This is a genomic window from Pseudomonas sp. NPDC087615 (assembly GCF_044743445.1).
Classification (GTDB): Bacteria; Pseudomonadota; Gammaproteobacteria; order Pseudomonadales; family Pseudomonadaceae; genus Aquipseudomonas; species Aquipseudomonas baetica_A.
Genome location: NZ_JBIUWM010000018.1, coordinates 1 through 21,010, shown reverse-complemented (window position 1 = coordinate 21,010; position 21,010 = coordinate 1). Strand labels below are relative to the sequence as shown.

The window sequence follows — 21,010 nt, the reverse complement described above, 5'->3', positions numbered from 1 at the left end:
CGGGCAGACTTTTCATGCCACCGGACAAAGCAGGCATAATACCGCGCCTTCGCCCACGAAGCGCCTTTCCCACGCAGCCGGTCAGCCCCTTGAACGAACGCCCGATGTCCACCGCCATACGCCCCTCGGCCTGTCCGGGGTTGCTGCGTATCGTCCAGGCATTGGACGGTGGGATCTGCCGGATCAAGCTCAATGGTGGCTCGATCACGGCGGATCAGGCCGATACCGTGGCGCAAGCTGCCCAGCGGTTTGCCGGCGGCGTGATCGAGGCGACCAACCGCGCCAACCTGCAAATTCGCGGGATCGGCCCGCACAGCGCCGCACTGATCGACAGACTGCTGGCCGCCGGTCTAGGGCCGCGAAGCGCTGCCGGCGACGATGTACGCAACCTCATGCTCAGCCCCACCGCCGGGATCGACCGGCAGATGCGCGTCGATACCCGCGCACTCGCCGAGCAGATTCTCGACACCTTGCAAAGCCATACACGCTTCTCTGAGCTGAGCGCCAAGTTCGCCGTGCAACTGGACGGCGGGGAAGCGCTGGCGATGCTCGACCATCCGCATGATCTGTGGTTGTCAGCGTTCGAACGCGACGGCGAAACGCTGCTGGCGTTCGGGTTTGCCGGTTGCCTGACGGACCGGGCGGTCGGCGCCGTGGCGCTGGAAAACGGCCATGCGCTGGTCGTGGCGGTGCTGACGTTGTTCCTTGATCGGGCTCGACCGGAGCAGACGCGCATGCGTCATTTGCTCGAAGAACTGCCCATCCTGGCCTTTCTTGAGCGGTTGCGAGAGCGTGTGCCGGTTAAATCGGTCATGGACTGGCAGCGCGCATCAGCGGCGGATGATTTGCACATCGGCGTTCATCCGCAGAACGCCGACAACCGGGTCTATGTCGGTGCAGTGCCGCCACTCGGTCGTCTCGACCCGGTCATGCTGCGTGGCGCGGCACAACTGGCCCGTCAGTTCGGTGATGGCAGCCTGCGTTTCACACCCTGGCAAAGTCTGTTGCTGCCCAACGTGAAACCGTGCGACGCGGCGCAAGTGCTGCGCAGCCTGCAACACCTGAACCTATTGATTCAGCCCCTCGAACCGTTGGCGCGACTGATCGCCTGCACCGGTTCTGACGGCTGTGGCAAAGGTCTGGCCGACACCAAACAGGACGCTCGTCTGCTGGCGCCACTGCTGCCCCCGGGGTTGAGCGCGCACCTTTGCGGCTGCCCGCGTTCGTGCGCCGCCGCCCACTGTGCCCCGGTGACCTTGCTGGCCGTCAGTCCGGGTCATTACGACCTCTATTTTCGCGATGCTTTGCTGCCGGGATTCGGCGCGTTGCGCGCAAGCAACCTTACTATTGAAGCGGCCGCGACCCTGCTCGCCGCCCGCTCTCGGAGCCCCCTTGATGCTTGATTACATCCGCGACGGTCAGGAGATCTATCGCAACTCCTTCGCGATCATTCGCCGCGAGGCCAATCTGGCGCGCATCCCGGCCGACCTGGAAAAACTCGCGGTGCGGGTGATCCACGCCTGCGGCATGGTCGAGGCTGTCGACGGTCTGCAATTCTCGGAAGGGGCCGGCAAGGCCGGGCGCGATGCGCTCGCTGCCGGTGCACCGATCCTCTGCGATGCGCGGATGGTCTGCGAAGGCGTGACCCGTGCGCGCCTGCCGGCGAATAACGAAGTGATCTGCACCCTGCGCGATGAGAGCGTGCCGGTGCTGGCGCGTGAGTTGGGCAACACCCGTTCCGCCGCCGCGCTGGAACTGTGGCGGCCGCATCTGGAAGGCAGTGTGGTGGTAATTGGCAATGCGCCGACCGCGCTGTTCTATCTGCTGGAAATGCTCGACGCCGGGGCGCCGAAACCGGCGCTGATCCTCGGCTTCCCGGTGGGTTTCGTCGGCGCCGCTGAATCGAAAGCCGCGCTGGCGGCCGACAGCCGTGGCGTGCCGTTCGTGATCATGCAAGGCCGGCTCGGTGGCAGCGCGATGGCCGCCGCCGCCGTTAACGCCCTCGCCACGGAGATCGAATGATGCAGGCAAAAGGTCGTTTGATTGGCCTGGGCGTCGGCCCCGGTGACCCGGAACTGATTACCGTCAAGGCGCTGCGCCTGCTGCGCGAGTCGCCCGTGGTGGCGTACTTCGTGGCCAAGGGCAAAAAGGGCAACGCGTTCGGCATCATCGAAGCGCACCTGCAAGCAGCACAGAACCTGCTGCCATTGGTTTACCCGGTGACCACCGAAGCGCTGCCGGCACCGCTTTCCTATGAACAGGTCATCAGTGATTTCTACGATGAAGCCGCCGAGACGGTGGCTGCGCATCTGGATGCTGGTCGCGACGTCGCGGTGATCTGTGAAGGGGATCCGTTCTTCTACGGTTCCTACATGTATTTGCACGATCGCCTCGCCAGCCGTTACGAGGCGCAAGTGGTGCCGGGCGTGTGCTCGATGCTCGGCGGCGCTTCGGTACTCGGCGCGCCGTTGGTGTATCGCAATCAGAGCCTGTCGGTGCTGTCCGGGGTGTTGCCCCATGAAGAGCTGAAACGGCGTCTGGTCGATGCCGATGCAGCGGTGATCATGAAGCTGGGGCGCAACTTCCCCAAAGTGCGTCAGGTGCTCGAAGAGCTCGGTCTGGCTGAGCGTGCGCTGTATGTCGAGCGCGCGACCATGGCCAATCAGAAGATCGTGCCGATGGATCAGGTCGAGCCGATGTCCTCGCCGTACTTCTCGCTGATCATCGTGCCCGGCGAGCGGTGGCAAGGCTGATGACTCACTCCATACCCGCCATCGTCATTCTCGGTCAGGGCAGCCTGGCCACGGCCCGCCGTATTCAGCAGGTATACCCTGCTGCGCAGATCCATGGCCTGGCCGGTCGGGTCGAAGGTGCTGACTGCACCTATCAGGCGTTCGGCGCCACGCTGCGTGACTTGTATCAGCAGGACACGCCGATCATTGCCCTGTGCGCGGCCGGCATTGTCATTCGCACGCTGGCGCCGCTGTTGCTGGAGAAGGGCGCCGAGCCTGCGGTACTCGCCGTCGCCGAAGACGGCAGTGCCGTGGTGCCGCTGCTCGGTGGCCTTGGCGGCGTGAACGTCATGGCGCGGGAAATCGCCGCCGGGCTGCAAGTCGCGGCGGCCATTACTACCAGCGGCGAGTTGCGTTTTGGCACCTGCCTGCTCAATCCGCCGAGTGGCTACGCACTGGCGGATCTGGAACTGGGCAAGCGTTTTGTCTCCGATCTGCTGGCCGGGCACAGCGTGCGCATCGAAGGCGCCGCGCCGTGGCTGGAACAGGCACAGTTGCCGGAAGACCCGCAGGCGCAGCGTTCGATTCATGTGAGCAGTGCCGAGCGCGAAGCGAGTGCCAATGAGCTATTGATCTATCCGCGCAGTGTGGCGGCGATGATCTGCGCCGAAATCACCGATCTGCCGAACACTCTGCGTGCAGCGCTGCACGACGCGAAAGTGGCGGTGCAATCGTTGGCCTGTCTGGTGGCGATCGACACTGAGATGGCTTCGGCGAATCTGCGTGAAGCGGCGTTGGAACTGGGCGTGCCGCTGCGGTTTGTCGGCGCAACAAGCGACCTCCATGCACTGCCGGGCGTGTCGATGATTGAGTCGGCGCACGGCATCACTTTGGCTATCGCGGAACAACCGTTGGACATCGCGAAAATCGGCCGTCCGCGCGGTCGTCTCGCCGTCATCGGCCTCGGCCCGGGCGCTGCCGAACTGATGGTGCCAGCGGTGAAGGCGGAACTGGCCCGTGCCACCGACGTGCTCGGTTACGAAACCTATGTGCGTATGGCCGGCCCGTTCCGTGACGATCAAGTGCAGCATTGCACCGACAACCGCGAAGAGATGCAACGCGCCCGCCACGCCTTCAGGCTGGCGGCCGCCGGGCGTTCGGTGATCGTCGTGTCGTCCGGCGATCCGGGGGTGTTCGCCATGGCCGCGGCAGTGCTCGAAGCGCTGCACGAGTCTGATGACCCGGCCTGGCACCGCGTCGATCTGGACATTCTTCCGGGCGTCTCTGCTTCGCTTGCCACCGCCGCTCAGGCCGGCGCGCCGCTGGGGCATGATTTCTGTGTGATGTCGCTGTCGGACAACCTCAAACCCTGGTCGATCATCGAGAAACGTCTGGACCTGGCCGCCGAAGCGGACCTGGCATTGGCCTTCTACAACCCGATCTCCCGTGCGCGCCCATGGCAGTTGGGCCGCGCGCTGGAAATCGTGGCACAACATCGCACCGCCGAAACGCCCGTGGTACTGGGGCGAGACATCGGGCGTCCGGGGCAGACCTTGCGTACGACGACCCTCGGCGCATTGACCCCCGATCAGGTGGACATGCGCACCATGGTGTTGATTGGTTCTTCCACCACTTGCACTTTTGCCCGTGCCGGCGGTGGAGATTGGGTCTATACGCCACGCTGGTATGGGGAAAAACCGGTTTCTTGAAAAAAACCATCGTTGCAGCGTCGAGAATGTTGTAAGCAACTTCAAGTCGACGTGACATCGGGTTAATACTTTTCGCGTTTAAAGCCTGTGCTTGTAAACAAGGCCGCGAACCTTCTGGGTTCGCGGCCTTTTGCGTTTATTGGTGGGAAATGAACAGGCGCAGTTGTTGCCGAATTATGCCGTTGTCGACGCCGTATGTTGTTCGATGTTTCGTTTGACATTACTTGAGTTTTTTCACTTTTGAGTGCGCCGTATTTACGCCTTAGTTTTGTCCGACTTTTGAATAGTTGATTCAAGGATGAGAGCGATGAAAAAGAATACGGATGACCACAGGTTCATATCGGCTGAAGATTATTCAGCACTTCAAATGGCATTGAGCGAGTTTGCCGGTTCCGCCGAATACACGGCACTGGCCACGTACTATCAATTGTTCAATCAAACGCACAATGAAGCCGAACAATGGCTGTCGCTGAAACTTTTCCAAGAGTCGCTGACAACATTGCTGGACCGCAAGAAGACACCCGTGCCTGTGGAGATCAATCGGATTCAAAACTGGCTGAGTCAGTCTGTGGCGAGGCTGTCGGCGACGGTGGACATGCTTCATGGCGTCGCCCGGCCAGTGCCGAAGATCATGCACTTCGTTTGGGTCGGTGGCAGTGAAGTCGGTGGCATTCAGCGTGACTACATGAACATCTGGCGCAAAGTACTGGAACCTGAGGGGTATCGGTTCAATCTCTGGTTCGACAGCGATGCATTGTTGGCGTTTGAGATGAACAGGGTGATTCTCGACAGTGCAAGAGCGCATGCAATGGAGTCGGGAGGTGACAAGGTCACCCACCCCAACTACCTGGCACAGATGATCGAGAATCGCGCACGGGTGTTGAAACACCAGATGTTCGAGTATCTCGAACAACCGCAATGGCGCGGTCAAGCGGACGCGGCACGCATTGACCTGATGGTGCGCGCTTACGGCAAGGACCGTGCAACCCTTGACGCCTTTCGCCAGCGGTGCCTTGAGACGCATCTGGCAATGGCCGGCCAGGATCTGCAGTTGCGTGACGTCAAGCATGAGTTCGCCGACCACTTTTTACAGGATGTCTACCAGCGAGAAGTCGCCCTGCGTGGCAATTTTGCCGCGGCCAGTGATGTTGTGCGGTTGCAGGCCGAGTATTTGGAGGGTGGTCGTTACAGCGATATGGATTACTTGCCACCGCTGGCCGATAAGTTGGGTGGGGTGGATATCAGTGGTTTCGATGATGTACAGCGGTTGGGTGTCTTGCAGTTGTTACTCAATCACAACGAGGCACTGATGCCGGGGCGGGATCGCGCACGTTATGCGGATAAAACCGACAAAATTCCTGCCAGTCACAAGGCGTCGCTGCTCGCTTTCGCGCGCGGCAAGCCGGATGCCCGTGACATATTTGTTCCGTCGGCCGATGCGCGGGTGCCCGAGAATGGATTTCGCATGGGCATTCAATTCGACAGACAAATGAATGCGCACTTCCTGGCACATCCTCGTAGTGGTATGACCTTGTCGATCATGCAGTTGATTCGCTTCAATTATGACGCTCTGCAAACCGTTGAACGCAGGGCTGGCGAGGCGGGTATCAACTGGTCGGAAATCGACAAGTTGTCGGGTCTGATTGAAAACGTCATGAACGAAAAAAGAACAGAAGGAAAGCTCACTCCATCAGTCGAGGACTTTCTGAGTAATTTGGCTCAGTCCATTTTAAGTTACTACCAGGACGGTATTCGCATCGACGCTCGCGGCACAATAAACCTGACGGGCCCCGGTGCCGCCATCATAGGTTTGCGGCGATACATTCAAACCCATCTACAAGCCGACTACGTCGGCATCATGAACAGACTGGGGCTCAGTGAAGGCTATAACTTCAATACCGAAGAGGAAACGATCTCCGGCTGGACCGTCAATGCCCAGCCTGAAGAGTGGTTGGCGAAAGAGCAGGAAAAATGGCAAGCCGGCAAACTCAAGTCACGTTATGCCGCCAATCTGGCTGAGTTGCTGAATCAACAGACCCTGACGTTCAAACAAGGCTGGCCGATGATTGAAGGCAAGCCGGTGCTGTTGACCTCGGTATTGCAACAACTGATGGATGAACTGGGCGAACCGTTCAATCGTGCGATGAAGGACAAGTTGAGTGGTGACATCACCTTCAACAAAAACTTTTCCATCGGGTTCGACGCACGCCAGGAAATCCTCGCGCAGCCCAACAGTGACTTGCCCGTTTCGCACGGGGCGCAGTCCGCCACAAACTTGAACGAGCTGTTCACCCAGGTTGCTCACGGTTCACTGACGCTTGAGCAGTTGAGCCCGCTGCAGCGGGTCATGCTGGGCGGTATTTTCGGTGCCGCGCGCCTGGATACCAACGGGTTTGCCGGCGCATGGCAAGAGGTGCTGAATATCGCTCGCGAAACCTCTGAAGGGGGAGTGTTCGCCCGTTTCAATGCCATTGAAAAAGCCTTGCGCCAGCGTCCGTCACCGGCATTTCAGGCAGGCCTTGCGCGCGGTGGCGTATCCGGCGAGCACACGGCGCGCGAACTCAAAGTGCTCGCGCTCAACGAACCGCTGACTCTGAGTCAATGGGGCGAGCGCCTCGGGCAAATCAACAACACCGCGCAACGTCACTATCACCTGCGCATCCTCAATCGCGGTGCCCAGGTTCGTGAGGCGTTTGTCAAGGCAGGCGCCGTTTCTTCCCGGCAGGTGCCGCAAGACCTGCTGGTGCAGACAACCGGTGACCCCGGTCGCCGGTGTTATCCGCTGGCACTGTTGATGGCGGCGGCACTGCCTCGTGGCGAGTCAGCGGAGCGGGCGTTGATCGGCAGGGTGGCCAACGCCAGCCAGACTCCTGAAGACGCAGACGCCCGGACCTTGCTGCAGGCGTTGGATGAATTGCATGACTTGCCTCTGAATGATGTCGGCAAACCTTTGGGCAGCCAAAGCCTGGAACACATCGCACAGGCGCTTGAGGCGAAAACGGCGCCCGTCGTCATGCTGCTAGATACCGGAAATCACGCCTTGCTGGTGGCGAAAACCAGAGTGGGCGATCAGAACGTCTTTCGTTTTTATGAGCCGAACTTTGCGATCTATGGGTTTGCAGGTGTACAGGAACTGAAGCAGGGAGTGGCGCATTACCTGAGTGCTGAGAACGGCGCCTTGGCCAGGTTGTACGGTCTGGGTGACGGAGTTAATCCGCACTTCAACGTCATCGAGTTGAATACAGCGGCGATTGCGCAAAAGGTTGTTTCGGTGAATCTGCTGCTGGACGGCTTTGTGCAAAACTCCACCGTTGTTGACACGCAAACCGCCACGGTGTGGGACAAACAAGCCATTGCGCGTACACGTTCGTTGAACGACAACAGCCGGATGGGTGCCAGTCTGGCGCAACTGGATGCTCGGTATTGGGCAGGTGAGCTTGAACAGGCCACTCATGCCTTGCGCACTGAACACAAAGTGGGGCGTGAGTACTTACCCCTGCTGGAAACGGTTCGGGAAGATTCCGATAGCCGTTACAGCGTGACGCTGGTGGATGCGCGCAACCCGCAAAAGACCTTGAATATCACCACCCTCGATTCGCGGCTAAGCAACGTCAAAAAACATGTGCAGCGTCTGGTGAAAAACCTGGCAGGCGCCAACCAGGCTGCGGGTGAAGCCGATGGCGGCAGCCGTTTGAGTTTTGCCTTCGCGATCCAGACGCTGATCACCGAAATGCGTCATCGCGACTATCAGGCCGACCACGGTCAGGTCCCGGCATTGTCGATAGCCCTGCAGGTGCAGGTTTATGTCAGTTACGCCCAGTTGGGTTATGGCGTGTTGAGCGATTCGCTACAGACAATCCGCCTGGTGCGTCAGGTAGCGGCCAGTGAGCAGAGTCTGGCGCTACGCCAATCGTCATTGTCCGGACGGCTTCTGGGACGAGCAACCACAGGCGTCGGGATTGTTTTTTCCGCAGCTAATATTGGTTTCGACATATACGGCCTGGCGGTTGCCACCCACCAGGAACAGCGCTCGCGGCTGGCCACGCAACTGGTGTTCGATGCGTCAGCGCTGGGGCTGGATATCGTCGCACTGGCCGCGGGTGGAACCGTCGGCGCTGCCGCCGCCATTCTGTCAGTGCCGTTGCTCGGTGTTGGCATCGGTGTATCGGCCATCGCCAGTAACCTGGGGCAGATCAGCGACAAAGCCCGGGCCGTGGGTGCCCATTTGCGCAAGATTCAGAATGCTTACGGAACGGCCGGTTATACGCGCAAGGGTAGGGTGCTGCGCTTCGAACCGGAGGCGGTCGTCACGCGATTGGATCTGCAAAATAACCAGGTTTATTTTGACAGTCAGAAGTTCTACCCCATGGATCGCTCAGGGTTGGAGTTACCGCAGTACAACGATGATCCGAAGCGTATTCATCAAGCCATCGATATCCGTCAGGCGCTGGGACTGCCCGGGCTAATCGGTCTGGTCAGGCTCGTGCCCGACGATATCCAGACGGTCGTGCTGCCGTGTACGCCGATCTGTTATTACGGTTACGAATACCAACTCGGAACACCGGGTTTTGCATACACGCCAATGCCCGGAGAATGGCATGAACCACGGGCTAGCAGCGAGGTCCCGACATCATTCGCGTCGTACGTTGTGCCTGGCATGGCATTGCTGGATTACGCCAGCGGTAGCATTGAAACCTGGTACCCGGATTTGCGTAACAGCGCAGTCGAAAAGCTGGAGTACGACGAGCATGGTCATCAGCGTTTCTATTTCACGGTCAACACACCGTTTCCGCACATTCTCTACAAACTGCACCCCGTCTATAAGCCGACGACGATCGAGGTGCGACTGGACGAGCATGTGCGTCAGTTAGTGGTGCCGGAGCTGCCGGCGGAGTGGAGAAATCTGGTTTCCTATCAGATCACCGCTCAAACCGGGCTCTACCATATCTGGCTCACACCAGGGATTGTCGCCGTGACGCTCCCGCAAGGGCGCGCTCAATGGGTGGTTCGCGCGCCTTGGGCCAGCCTCGAACGCGTGACCTTCGACGATCCCCAACTGAAGGTCGACGGCATTGTGCTCAATGCCTTCGACGGGTTTATTGAGCTGGCCGGGGGCGAGTTGTTCCGGATCGACTGGAATGACCTCAGATTGCATCTGGTCTCGATCACGCTTGATGCCAGTCGCAGCATGACGCAGGTTCTGGCACATCTGCGTAAACGGGCAAACGAGCAGCGATTGGTGACCGGGTATGTGCCTCTTTACGCGTTCAAGGTGCCTTTCACTCCGGGTGAGCGATCGGTGTTCACCACCGCTTTCTATGATGTGCTGCGGGATCGAATGTTGTACGCCCGCAATCTGCCGGTTGTTGTCAGGGAGGGCATCGTGCTCGGTGGTGCTGGCGCCCAACATGCCTGGTTCTACCACCCTGATCACGCGACGGTATGGTGTGTCGATGCGGTCACCGGCACAGTCGTTCACCGTTTTCGTTTGATGAACCCGGCGAGTGGTTCGAAGATCATCGGCTGCGCACAGGATGCCGACGGTACGCTGCGCATATCGCAACGCATGCTTGAGCAGACGGAGGTCGAGGTCACGCTGCATTACCGGATAGCGGATTGGACCGTGGTGCTGACGGGGATCAAGACTTCTTCTCTTGCGCGCGACTATGTCAACAAACCGGGCGCCGTGTACTGGGCTTCCCTGATCAATCACTTCGCGGCGCCACGTCCTTTCAGGGATGAAACACCGGGCATGATGGCCGGGATAAGCACCTGGCAATCCGCCTTGTTCGTTCACGCCTGTGCCTACATTCTTGAAGGACTGCACGATCAGGCCTGGCTTGGCGAGGGTGGCAGCGGCAAGTACTTTCGCGCGGAACTGGGCAGTGACCGGGACATGGTAATGCTGATGCCGCATGAGCCTGATGACTTCGCGATGCTCTTTTACAGCAAGCAAAGCCGGCTGATCAGCCGAGGCGTGGAGCCTGGAGTGGCGGGTGGTTTTTATCGAAACGAAGTGCTTGAGCGGGACGTCATCGCGGTCACGCAGGCTGGTAAACGCTACATCGCCACCAAGGCCGATGGCCGGCTATTGGAGATCGATAAACACGGTGCTCTTGAGTTTGTCGGCCTCGGCCAGCAATGGCTGAAAAGGCACCCGGACTGGCTGACCGCGCTACCTGCGCTGGCCGAATCGTACAAAGGTGCACCTTTCCCGATCATCGGGTTAAGCAACGTGTCCGGCAGTGGCTTCGTGGCTGTGTGGTGCATTGACGGGCAGGGAGTGCTGGTCGATAACGCCGATGGCAAGGAGTTGGAACTGCTGGGGCTGACGCCTGACAAACAGGCCGCTTGGCTGCTGGATGTTTCTGCGGGGCAGCTCTACCGGCAGGCGCTGGTCAAGTTCGAGACGTTGCGCCAGGCTTTTGCCGATGGCACGCGGCTGGTGTCTTCCGAGCAACTGCCGTTGGTACAAAAAGTCTGGCCGCAATGGGCGTTCGTCCAGGTGCTCAAACATGGCCAAGGTCTGCTAGGGCGCACCCGCGAAGGTATCAATCTGGAACTGCTGGATCAGCAGCCGGCCCGCATCGTCAGTGTAGAGAATCAGTGGTCGCAGGTTCAGGGGCAGACTCCTGCACAGTTGCAGGCGCGTTTGAAGGCGCTGCTGGATGGGCAATCCCACGCCTCGGTACTGCAAGTCGAGCAGTCTGCGGATCGCTATCAGTATTACGTGCCGGAACTGGATCGCCTGTTCGCTGTTACAGGGCGGGCCGACGGGCAGTGGGCGGTGTTCCTCGGTACTCGCCAGGCGTCGATACCGATGCTGTTTGACCCGATTGACGGCCTGATCTTCAGCCCTGACGCTGCCGATCGTTCGTGGGGGCCCGGTAACTATGCGCATCGTGAGGAGGACGTCCTGTCGCTCGAGCTGAGCGGTGAGATCGCGCAGGTTATGGAACTGTTACCCGACGGAGTCGACAAGTTGATTCTGGCTTTCGGTTCGCAGGTGTCGAGCTATCGGGTGTCGGAACAAGCGTGGCAGCGGTTGAGCTGCATCGTGGTCGATAGTCGGCGTTCTTCAGGAGATCAAATGCCAAGTGCTTGCACACTGGTTCTGGACATGGCCGCCAGCGAGCGGCTGATGATGTCGCTGGTCGATGGGCAACTGGTGTTCACCGATCCGGACAATGCTCACAGCCTGATTGTGCGGGACGTGAAATCCGATGAGGGTGAGCCGGGTGTGCCAGTGCAGATAAGTGTCAGGATCGATGGTCAGTACCACATGCATGGGGTCGAGCATTGGCTGAAGGCCTTGTCGCAAGCCAGAGTCGATCAAGGGGTTGCGACACTGGAAAGGGTCATTCAAAAGTTCGTCTGAAACATCGAGGCAGGCTAAAAATAAAAGGTCGCGAACAATCAGTTCGCGACCTTTTTATTTTTGATGCCGGGCAGGAATGGGCCGACTGGCGGGCTCGGCGTTCGCTGGGTAGACGTTGTCGATAACCCTGCTCAGTGCACCAGATACCCTTTAACGCCGGTAAAGATAATCTGCGCTGCCAGTGCGCAAACAAACAATCCCATCAAGCGACTGACGATCTGCAAACCCTGATCGCCGAGAATCCGTTCGATACGGTTTGACAGATAAAGCACCACGCCAACGGTAAAACTGGCCAGCGCAATACTCATGATCGCCGTGAGTTTATCGTCCCAGTGCGGCTGGCTGACGCCCATCACCAATAAGGCACCGATGGTGCCGGGGCCGACGGTCAATGGAATGGTCAGGGGGACGATGGTCACATCCTGCTGCACATTGTCGGCCTGCACTGCGGGTTTACCCTGTGCCATGCCCAGTGCCGAAATGAACAGCACGCTGCCGGCGCCGATGCGGAACGCATCCACAGTAATGCCGAACACATCGAAAATCACCCGTCCGAACAAGTACAGCAGAACGCTGGAGACCAGCGTGGCGACGGCCACTTTCCAGGCCAGGCGGCGTTGCTCCTTGCGCGAATAGCCACGGGTCAGGCTGATGAAACAGGACAGCACGAAGAACGGGCTGTAGAGAACCAGCATTTTAAGGTAAACGCTGAATAACACGTGGAGCATGGTCTTGGCTCGCAGCAGTAGAGTGTAGGGAGAAGTCTATCAGTCGTTCAAGGACTTGTGGGTATTGTCTTATAGAGGCTTTGGCGTTGTTTTTTTATTAGGTTGTTAGTTGCTGTTTTATTTGTTTTGGTAATTGGTGTTACATGTTTAAGTTTGTGCCTTCTTGGTGGGTTGGTTATTGTTGTTTTCGCAAGTTCATGAGGGCTTGTTTAAATGATGATAAGGAGTTCGTTGTGAGTAACCAAGTAATGCAACAAGGTTTTATTGCTAGCTGCTTGAAAGATATTCAGCAGTATGAGGTTGATCAAGTGCCTGCTATTCATAGTCGCACTTTTACCTCGGGTATTAACGCAGGGGATGCTGTTGAAGTGCCGGGTAAAGGCTCTATCGTGGGTGAAGGTATCTTGTCCTTTACGGGCAACCTCAGTGAGGTAAATCGAACCGATGCGCAAAATGCCTTTCTTTTCGCCAGCCTGGCGGCGAACAAAAAGTATCCTCAGGAAGATCAAGGCCAGGATTGGTATCTTCATTTCCGTAAAGCCATGACCTCCACGGGCTGGACACCTACCAGTATCTACTACAGTGATCTTGAAGTCGGTGGCACCAGTGTCCGGATGGACAAACTGGTGTTGGAGATTCTGGGCTCGGTGCTCGCGGGTGTCGCAGTGCCCGGTCCGACTAGCGCCTTAATGCTGAAAGTGGCAACTGATGCAGTTGCAGCCCTCAGCAAACGTGAGACGGCGTTAACGCTGTATGAACGAAACCTTCTGAATAACGGCGTGGGTGGTATCTCCACCGGCGCCTGTACCGAAGTAAACGGCGTACCCAAAATGGCTGTCGGTGCCGTTCGTTTTCTGCGCAGGAACACGTCGGACAAAGTGTTGTTTGTCGATGTGGATATTCGCAACGTAAAGATGTACCGCGGCGAAACAGTATTTGAAAAGAATAATGATGTCGCCAACGCAACGCGCGAGTATATCCGCAATGCTTTGGGTCTGAATGCGCTTTCTAAAATCGAAGAGTTCGAAATTTAACGAGTGTCAGGAGGGCAGTCGAATATCGACTGCCCGATTTTATATTCAAGGGTGATGATATGGTCGACGAATACTTAACGGTGGTTGTTGGTAACTCCATTGTACTTGTGCCTGAATCTGATGGTGTGGCGGCTTACGACGATCTGTTCAACTCGACCTTGCTTGCGCAATTGGTGGCTAATAAAAAGGTCGAAAAATCCACCGGGATAAACTGGTATGACGCTTATGTAGCCGTTCTCGATGACTTCTGGTTGCGCCAAAAAAAGACGAAACAGACATGGGAGTTCAGTCACGACGCAGAAGAACTCGCGCCCGACGTGTTTACCGCTATGTTGACTAACGGTGCTTTGGGTGAAGCCCGCATAACCGCCACGGTTCTAGCGCGAATTGCAAAGTTGCCGGGCGACAATCCCGCGCTCCAACTGCTGCGCCGTTGCATGCAGGCATCAGTTGAATCCGAATCGACCGCAGTGCCAGCGCCGTTGGCGAATGTGCGTTTGCTGGTGATATGCGCGAAATCTCCCACCTCGATCACCAGTGCGTATGTCGAGTTCAAAACTCGACGAGTATTAAGCCCCAATCCATTCCAGCAGCCGCACCCCACTTGTGATCTGCAAGGTTTGGTTTACGTGCATCACGCTCGGGCAAATCTTTCCGAAACCCTTTACGGCCCTGCGCGTGATGCGATTGCCTTGAAAGTCGGAGGCAAGTTCGCGGGCAATGTAGCGACGTTGACCTTGCCAACGGAGATTGAATCATGACGGATCCGATGACACCGCAAGCAGCGGTGGTGGGCGGTAGCGTTGTGTCATTTGCCGGTGGCCTGCCGGCGTCACATCGAGATGACATCTGCATGAGCACCGCTTATGCACAAAGGGCTACGCGCGCGGCGTTTGAAGATGGGCTATCGGGTGACTGGTTCGAGTACTACCGCAACGTACTCAAGTTTGTCGGTTGGGATGTGCCGAAGCCGCAAACCTTGCCGCCCTTGCAGAACAATCTGATGGCCGGCCAGGGGGCGCAGCGGATCTCAACCATCATGGGCGAGGCGTTTTCCGAGCCAATGCGTCGTGCGCTAGTGGCGATGGAGCGAAACGCATCGGCGCGAGATGTGTTCGAGTCCACCAGCCTTCACGGCAGTGTGGGTATCTTTCAATTGATCCCCTGCATCATGAGCGGGCCGAACAAAGTGGAGATGGGCATTTATTCTCGACAGTTCAAGATTGAGCGTCAGGTGCCCGGATTTCTGTACTCCGAGGATGAATCACTGATCTGCGAAAGCGTTGAGCAATTCGCAGCCATCACCTTCAACACACTTCACTACGCCCAGTTTCGGGAAAAGGTAAAAAAGTCGGTGATAACGGGTTCGCTTAAATACTTGAGCAGTCTCGAGATCTGATCGATTCGATGTACAAGGCCACTCAGAAGGTCGATGCCGTCCGGTTTTGCTGATCACGCTGGGCGACCCAATGTTCGACCAATTCACGCAACTGCGACAGTTCGACAGGCTTGGACATGTGCCCGTCCATCCCGGCCTGGCGTGCGCGTTCCTTGTGCTCTGCAAGGATGTGCGCCGTCAGCGCGACGATTGGCGTGCGGATGCGTTGGTTGCTGACTTCCCAGGCGCGCAATTGCTGCGTCGCGGAGAAACCGTCGAGAATCGGCATTTCGCAATCCATCAATACCAGGTCGTATCGCTGGGCTTTCATCGCTTGCAACGCTTCTTCGCCGTTGCTGGCGGTGTCCGGTTGCAGGTTGAGTTTGCCGAGCATGCCGCGAATCACTTTGGTCGAAATCGTGTTGTCTTCGGCGACGAGGATGCGGAAGTCGCTCGGCACTTTCGCCGCCGTGGCGGGGGTGACCACTTGTGGCTGGAACACCACCTGGCCTTTGTTGCGCTGGTTGAGTTCGTCCGCCAGGGTTGTCTTGAGGGTGTAGCCCGCCACCGGTTTGGCCAGAATGCGTTTGATCCCCGAGTTGCGCGCAATGATCTTGCTCGGCGCATTGCTGATGCCGGTGAGCATGATCAGCAGGATGTCGTGGTTCAGGCTCGGGTCTTCCTTGATCTTGGCCGCCAGTTGCATGCCGGTCATGCCGGGCATGTTCTGATCGAGCAACACCACATCGAAGTAATCGCGCAGGTGCGCCTTGGTGCGCAGCAGGGCCAGCGCCTCCTTGCCTGATGGCACGGCGCTGACGTTCAGACCCCAGGCGCTGCATTGCTGCACCAACACTTTGCGGCAGGTGTCGTTGTCGTCGACCACCAGCACCCGCGCACCTTGCAGCGGGCTGTCGAGATCGGAGGTCGGGTGTTCGAGGCGGTCGGGATCCAGCGGCAGGGTCAGCCACAAGGTGCTGCCCTGATTGGCGCCGCTCTTGATACCGAATTCGCCTTGCATCAAACGGATCAGTTGGCGTGCGATCACCAGCCCGAGATTACCGCCCAGACGATTGGCTGAGAGGAAATGCTTGCTGTGCAGTTCGGCGTGCATCAGTGCATCGCGCTCTTCCTGCTCCATTGGCGCGCCGCTGTCTTGTACGGCGATACGCAGGCGTGGCTTACCGCTGCGATCATCGAGAGCGACGACGATCAGCACTTCACCTTCATCGGTTTTCTTCAGGGCATTTTCCAGCAGGCTCAGCAACGTTTGACGCAGACGGGTCGGGTCACCGCTGATGACCCGTGGCACTTGCGGCTGAATGAAGCTGATCAGTTCGACGTTCTGTTGCTCGGCCTTGGCCCGATAGATGCTCAGGCAATCGTCGATCAAGGCGTTGAGATCGAATTGGACGTCATCGAGTTCGATCTGTCCGGACTCGAGCTTGGAGATGTCGAGGATCTCGTTGATCAACGTCAGCAGTTCGTTACCGGCACTGTGGATGGTCTGTACGTAGTCGCGTTGCTTGACCGATAACGGCGTGCCGAGCAGCAGTTCGGTCATGCCCAACACGCCATTCATCGGCGTGCGGATCTCGTGGCTGATCTTGGCGAGGAATTCGGCCTTGGCGTTGATCTCGGCATTGCTGGCGGCCAGGTCGCGGCTGATGCTGAAGCGGCTTTCGGTAATGCTGCGCTGGCGCTCGCCCAAGGCGATGCTCATCAGCAGGCCGCTGATACAGATGAACGCCATCAGGGTCATGATCAGGCCTTGCGGGGCGACCAGGGTAAGTCCCAGCAGCGCTGGCAGGATAATCAGCGTGCCGATGTTGAACACGACCATTGCTGCGACGAACAGGCGTGCCGGACGATAACCTTTCTGCCAATGGTAGGAGCCGACCAGCAGCATGCTCAGGCCAGCGAGGGCCACCAAGGCGTAGGTGATGATGTTCAGCGGCAGGGTGTTGACGAACAACAGCAGCAGGCTGCAGATCACGATGAACAGAATGTCGCCCAGCAACAGTTTATTCAGCGGGTGCGGGCCGAGCGGGGCGAAGAATCGATAGGCGAACATCAAACCCGCCGGGGCGGTCAGCAGCAGCGCCAGATAAGCACCCGGGGTCTGGATCGCATGCCAGTTCGGCAGCCAGGGACCTGCGAGGTTAAGCAACAGTAGCAGGCTCAGACTGAGCAGAACTTCGCAGACCGCCAGCCACAGACTGCTGCGAGAGCGGGTGTAGGCGTAGCGGATGAGATTGTGCAGGATCAGCATGCCAAGGCAGCCGAACAGCAGGCCGTAGAGCAGCGTCTGGTTGTGGTTGGCCGCGCTCATCACGGCTGATTGCAAGGTGATGTACGGACGCAACTGATGGTCGGAAACCATCCGCAGATAAACGTCGAGGGGCTTGTCGCTCTGGGGCAGCGGCAACAGGAAGTCACTGCTCGGCAGCGGCCGTTCTGACTGGGGCTGGTCGTTGCCGGTGTTGCGTTGCTCGATCAGCTTGTCGCCGTCCAGCACGTACAGATTGAGGTGTGAAAGGTCAGGGGCGAAGATGCGCAGCACTTGTTCGTGCTTGCCGGGCGCCAGTCTGAATCGCAGCCACAACGCGCCATCGGGCTCGGCTGCCGTGAGGCGGTCAAGGTCGATGGGGCTGAATTGATTGGTGTAGCGGGCTGAGCGGATGTCGCTCAGTTGCAGATTGCCCTGATCATCAAGCAAAACCGACCAGCCACTGCCTTGTGCGGCCAGGGCCGGGAGCATGCAGAGCAAGGTCAGCAGCGTGACGGTGAAGCTTATGGCAATCCTGAGCCAGCGCACGGCGAAATCCCTTCGTAGGTTGATGCCAGAATATAACGATGCGCGGCGACGGAACAGCCCGGCGAGGAACGGTATCCCACGCCGGACTTGATGCACAGCTTATTCCTGGGTTTCGCCACGTTCACGGGCAATGGCGCGGTAGCCAATGTCCTTGCGGTAGAAGCAGCCTTCCCAATCGATGGCCGCCGCCAGCTTGTAGGCTTGCTGCTGAGCTTCGCCGACACTGGCGCCCATGGCGGTGGCGCACAGCACGCGACCGCCGGCAGTCACCACGTTGCCATCTTTGAGCGCGGTACCGGCGTGGAAGACTTTGCCTTCCAGGCTTGCCGCCGCGTCAAGACCATTGATCGCTGCGCCTTTGGCGTAGTCGCCCGGGTAACCGCCGGCGGCCAGTACAATGCCGACGCTTGGACGTGGATCCCATTGCGCTTCAACTTTGTCCAGCGCTTGTGCCAGAGCCGCTTCGACCAGCAGTACCAGGCTCGACTGTAGACGCAGCATCACCGGTTGGGTTTCCGGATCACCGAAACGGCAGTTGAACTCGATGACTTTCGGGTTGCCCGCCTTGTCGATCATCAGGCCAGCGTACAGGAAGCCCGTGTAGACGTTGCCTTCTTCGGCCATGCCGCGCACGGTCGGCCAGATCACCAGATCCATCACGCGCTGATGCACGTCGGCGGTGACCACCGGGGCAGGGGAGTAAGCACCCATGCCGCCAGTGTTCGGGCCGCTGTCGCCGTCGCCGACGCGTTTGTGGTCCTGGCTGGTGGCCATGGGCAGCACGTTCTTGCCGTCGACCATGACGATGAACGACGCTTCTTCACCGTCGAGGAACTCTTCGATCACCACGCGCGAACCGGCGTCACCGAAGGCATTGCCGGCGAGCATGTCGCGCACGGCGTCTTCGGCTTCGGCCAGGGTCATGGCAACGATCACGCCTTTACCGGCGGCCAGGCCATCGGCCTTGATCACAATCGGCGCGCCTTTTTCACGCAGATACGCCAGGGCCGGCTCGATCTCAGTGAAGTTCTGGTAGTCGGCCGTCGGGATCTTGTGGCGCGCCAGGAAGTCCTTGGTGAAGGCTTTCGAGCCTTCCAGCTGTGCTGCACCAGCGGTTGGGCCGAAGCAGTCCAGACCACGGGAGCGGAACAGGTCGACAACGCCTGCCACCAACGGCACTTCCGGGCCGACGATGGTCAGGGAAACGTTTTTCTCGGCAAAATCGGCAAGCTGCTCAAGGGCCAGCACGTCGATGGCGACGTTCTCGCACTTGGCTTCGATCGCCGTACCGGCGTTGCCCGGCGCGACAAAAACCTTCTGTACGCGCGGATCCTGAGCCACTTTCCAGGCCAGGGCGTGTTCACGGCCACCGCTGCCAATGATCAAAACATTCATTTCTAAAACCTCGGATGACGCTAAATCTGTGGAGCACCTAAGGGGCGCTTTTCTGTGGGAGCTGGCTTGCCAGCGATGCAGGCGACTCGGTTCATCAATCAAACCGAGGGGATGCTATCGCTGGCAAGCCAGCTCCCACAGTGGATCGTGTGCTTAGTGACGGAAGTGGCGCATGCCGGTGAACACCATGGCGATGCCGGCTTCATCGGCCGCTGCAATCACTTCAGCATCACGCATCGAGCCACCTGGCTGGATCACCGCAGTGATACCGACCTTGGCTGCGTTGTCCAGACCGTCGCGGAACGGGAAGAACGCGTCCGATGCCATGACCGAGCCCGCTACTTGCAGGCCGGCGTGCTCAGCCTTGATCGCCGCGATACGTGCCGAGTTCACGCGGCTCATCTGGCCCGCGCCGACACCGATGGTCTGACGGTTTTTCGCGTAGACGATGGCGTTGGATTTAACGTACTTGGCCACTTTCCAGGCGAAGATCAGGTCGTGGATTTCCTGTTCGGTCGGGGCACGTTTGGTCACGACTTTCAGGTCATCGCTGCCGATCATGCCGATGTCACGGCTCTGTACCAGCAGGCCGCCATTGACGCGCTTGTAGTCCCAGGCCGCAGCGCGGTCAGCCGACCACTCGCCGCAGGCCAGCAGGCGCACGTTGGCTTTGGCGGCGACGATAGTGCGGGCTTCTGCGCTAACGCTCGGGGCGATGATCACTTCAACGAACTGGCGCTCCACGATCGCTTTCGCTGTCTCGGCATCCAGTTCGCGGTTGAAGGCGATGATGCCGCCGAACGCCGATTCGGTGTCGGTGGCGTAGGCCAGTTCGTAAGCCTGACGGATGCCGCCTTCGGCGTCCGGGCTCACAGCCACGCCGCACGGGTTGGCGTGCTTGACGATCACGCAGGCTGGTTTGACGAAGCTCTTCACGCATTCCAGCGCAGCGTCGGTGTCGGCCACGTTGTTGTACGACAGTTCTTTGCCTTGCAGTTGGGTCGCGGTGGCGATACCGACTTCGGCAGGTTTGGCTTCCACATAGAACGCCGCGCTCTGGTGCGGGTTCTCGCCGTAGCGCATTTCCTGAGCCTTGATGAACTGGCTGTTGAAGGTGCGCGGGAATTCGCTGCGACCTTCAGTGCTCAGTGTCTCGGCGGCCTGGTTCACCGTGCCCATGTAGTTGGCGATCATGCCGTCGTAGGCGGCGGTGTGCTCGAAGGCCTTGAGCATCAGGTCGAAACGCTGAGCGTAGGTCAGGCCACCGGCTTTGAGGCTTTCGAGGACATGGGCGTAATCGCTGGCGTTCACCACGATCGCTACGTCTTTGTGGTTTTTCGCGGCCGAACGGACCATGGTCGGGCCGCCGATGTCGATGTTCTCGATGGCGGTCGGCAGGTCGCAGCCTGGCTTGTTGATGGTGGCTTCGAACGGGTAGAGGTTAACGGCAACCAGATCGATCGGTTTGATGCCGTGCTCGTTCATGATCGCGTCGTCGATACCGCGACGACCGAGAATGCCGCCGTGGATTTTCGGGTGCAGGGTTTTCACCCGACCGTCCATCATCTCGGCGAAACCGGTGTAATCCGCGACTTCCACTGCGGCAACGCCGTTGTCCTGCAGCAGCTTGAACGTTCCGCCGGTGGAGAGGATCTCGACGCCCAGCGCTTCAAGCTCCTTGGCGAATTCGAGGATCCCGGTCTTGTCGGAAACGCTGATCAAGGCGCGGCGGATCGGCAGGCGGGTAGTCTGGTCGGTCATCTCAATTTCCATCAAAAGCAAAGGAAGTCAGCAAAAAAGGCGACCGGTTTTACGGGGGCGCCTTTCTGGTTTGATTG

The 21,010-nt window shown here is 58.8% G+C and carries 12 protein-coding genes; 8 read left to right on the top strand and 4 right to left on the bottom strand.

Annotated features, from left to right (window positions below):
- The first annotated feature begins 104 nt into the window (after nt 1–104).
- From cobG to ACIOU6_RS11235, 5 genes are all read left to right on the top strand, one after another.
- Complete coding sequence (gene cobG / locus ACIOU6_RS11255; protein WP_401136204.1) at nt 105–1,403, top strand: precorrin-3B synthase; 1,299 nt, start codon at nt 105–107, stop codon at nt 1,401–1,403.
- Nucleotides 1,396–2,022, top strand: a complete 627-nt coding sequence (locus ACIOU6_RS11250) for a precorrin-8X methylmutase (RefSeq protein WP_221732818.1) — start codon at nt 1,396–1,398, stop codon at nt 2,020–2,022. The genes cobG and ACIOU6_RS11250 overlap by 8 nt, the downstream gene beginning before the upstream one ends.
- Nucleotides 2,019–2,753 (top strand): precorrin-2 C(20)-methyltransferase, encoded by a 735-nt coding sequence (locus ACIOU6_RS11245; protein WP_401136200.1) that lies wholly within the window; start codon nt 2,019–2,021, stop codon nt 2,751–2,753. Before ACIOU6_RS11250 ends, ACIOU6_RS11245 begins: the two co-directional genes overlap by 4 nt.
- The gene (cobJ, locus tag ACIOU6_RS11240) at nt 2,753–4,441 is read left to right on the top strand and encodes a precorrin-3B C(17)-methyltransferase (protein WP_401136197.1); all 1,689 of its coding nucleotides are present in this window, start codon (nt 2,753–2,755) and stop codon (nt 4,439–4,441) included. Before ACIOU6_RS11245 ends, cobJ begins: the two co-directional genes overlap by 1 nt.
- Before the next feature lie 307 nt (nt 4,442–4,748).
- Nucleotides 4,749–11,819 carry a TcdA/TcdB pore-forming domain-containing protein gene (locus tag ACIOU6_RS11235; RefSeq protein WP_401136194.1) on the top strand — a complete coding sequence of 2,357 codons (7,071 nt, stop codon included), beginning with the start codon at nt 4,749–4,751 and terminating at the stop codon, nt 11,817–11,819.
- A 131-nt stretch (nt 11,820–11,950) separates the two neighbouring features.
- Here ACIOU6_RS11235 and ACIOU6_RS11230 read toward each other — a convergent pair whose 3' ends face one another.
- Nucleotides 11,951–12,547 (bottom strand): MarC family protein, encoded by a 597-nt coding sequence (locus ACIOU6_RS11230; RefSeq protein WP_221732815.1) that lies wholly within the window; start codon nt 12,545–12,547, stop codon nt 11,951–11,953.
- A gap of 233 nt (nt 12,548–12,780) precedes the next feature.
- On the opposite strand from ACIOU6_RS11230, the gene ACIOU6_RS11225 reads away from it, so the two are divergent.
- Genes ACIOU6_RS11225 through ACIOU6_RS11215 form a run of 3 tightly spaced genes read left to right on the top strand, consistent with a single transcriptional unit; the run spans nt 12,781 to nt 14,980 of the window.
- Nucleotides 12,781–13,581, top strand: a complete 801-nt coding sequence (locus ACIOU6_RS11225) for a hypothetical protein (RefSeq protein WP_221732814.1) — start codon at nt 12,781–12,783, stop codon at nt 13,579–13,581.
- Nucleotides 13,582–13,640: 59 nt separating this feature from the next.
- Nucleotides 13,641–14,342, top strand: a complete 702-nt coding sequence (locus ACIOU6_RS11220) for a hypothetical protein (protein ID WP_401136190.1) — start codon at nt 13,641–13,643, stop codon at nt 14,340–14,342.
- The gene (locus tag ACIOU6_RS11215; protein ID WP_221732812.1) at nt 14,339–14,980 is read left to right on the top strand and encodes a hypothetical protein; all 642 of its coding nucleotides are present in this window, start codon (nt 14,339–14,341) and stop codon (nt 14,978–14,980) included. Before ACIOU6_RS11220 ends, ACIOU6_RS11215 begins: the two co-directional genes overlap by 4 nt.
- Nucleotides 14,981–15,002: 22 nt before the next feature.
- On the opposite strand, the gene ACIOU6_RS11210 is transcribed toward ACIOU6_RS11215, so the two are convergent.
- From ACIOU6_RS11210 to purH, 3 genes are all read right to left on the bottom strand, one after another.
- Nucleotides 15,003–17,777 carry a hybrid sensor histidine kinase/response regulator gene (locus ACIOU6_RS11210; RefSeq protein WP_221732811.1) on the bottom strand — a complete coding sequence of 925 codons (2,775 nt, stop codon included), beginning with the start codon at nt 17,775–17,777 and terminating at the stop codon, nt 15,003–15,005.
- Nucleotides 17,778–17,876: 99 nt separating this feature from the next.
- Nucleotides 17,877–19,172, bottom strand: coding sequence for a phosphoribosylamine--glycine ligase (gene purD / locus ACIOU6_RS11205; RefSeq protein ID WP_150795274.1), 1,296 nt, complete (start codon nt 19,170–19,172; stop codon nt 17,877–17,879).
- A gap of 153 nt (nt 19,173–19,325) precedes the next feature.
- Nucleotides 19,326–20,933: a bifunctional phosphoribosylaminoimidazolecarboxamide formyltransferase/IMP cyclohydrolase gene (gene purH / locus ACIOU6_RS11200; RefSeq protein ID WP_401136185.1), complete on the bottom strand. Its 1,608-nt coding sequence runs from the start codon at nt 20,931–20,933 to the stop codon at nt 19,326–19,328.
- Nucleotides 20,934–21,010: the final 77 nt, after the last annotated feature.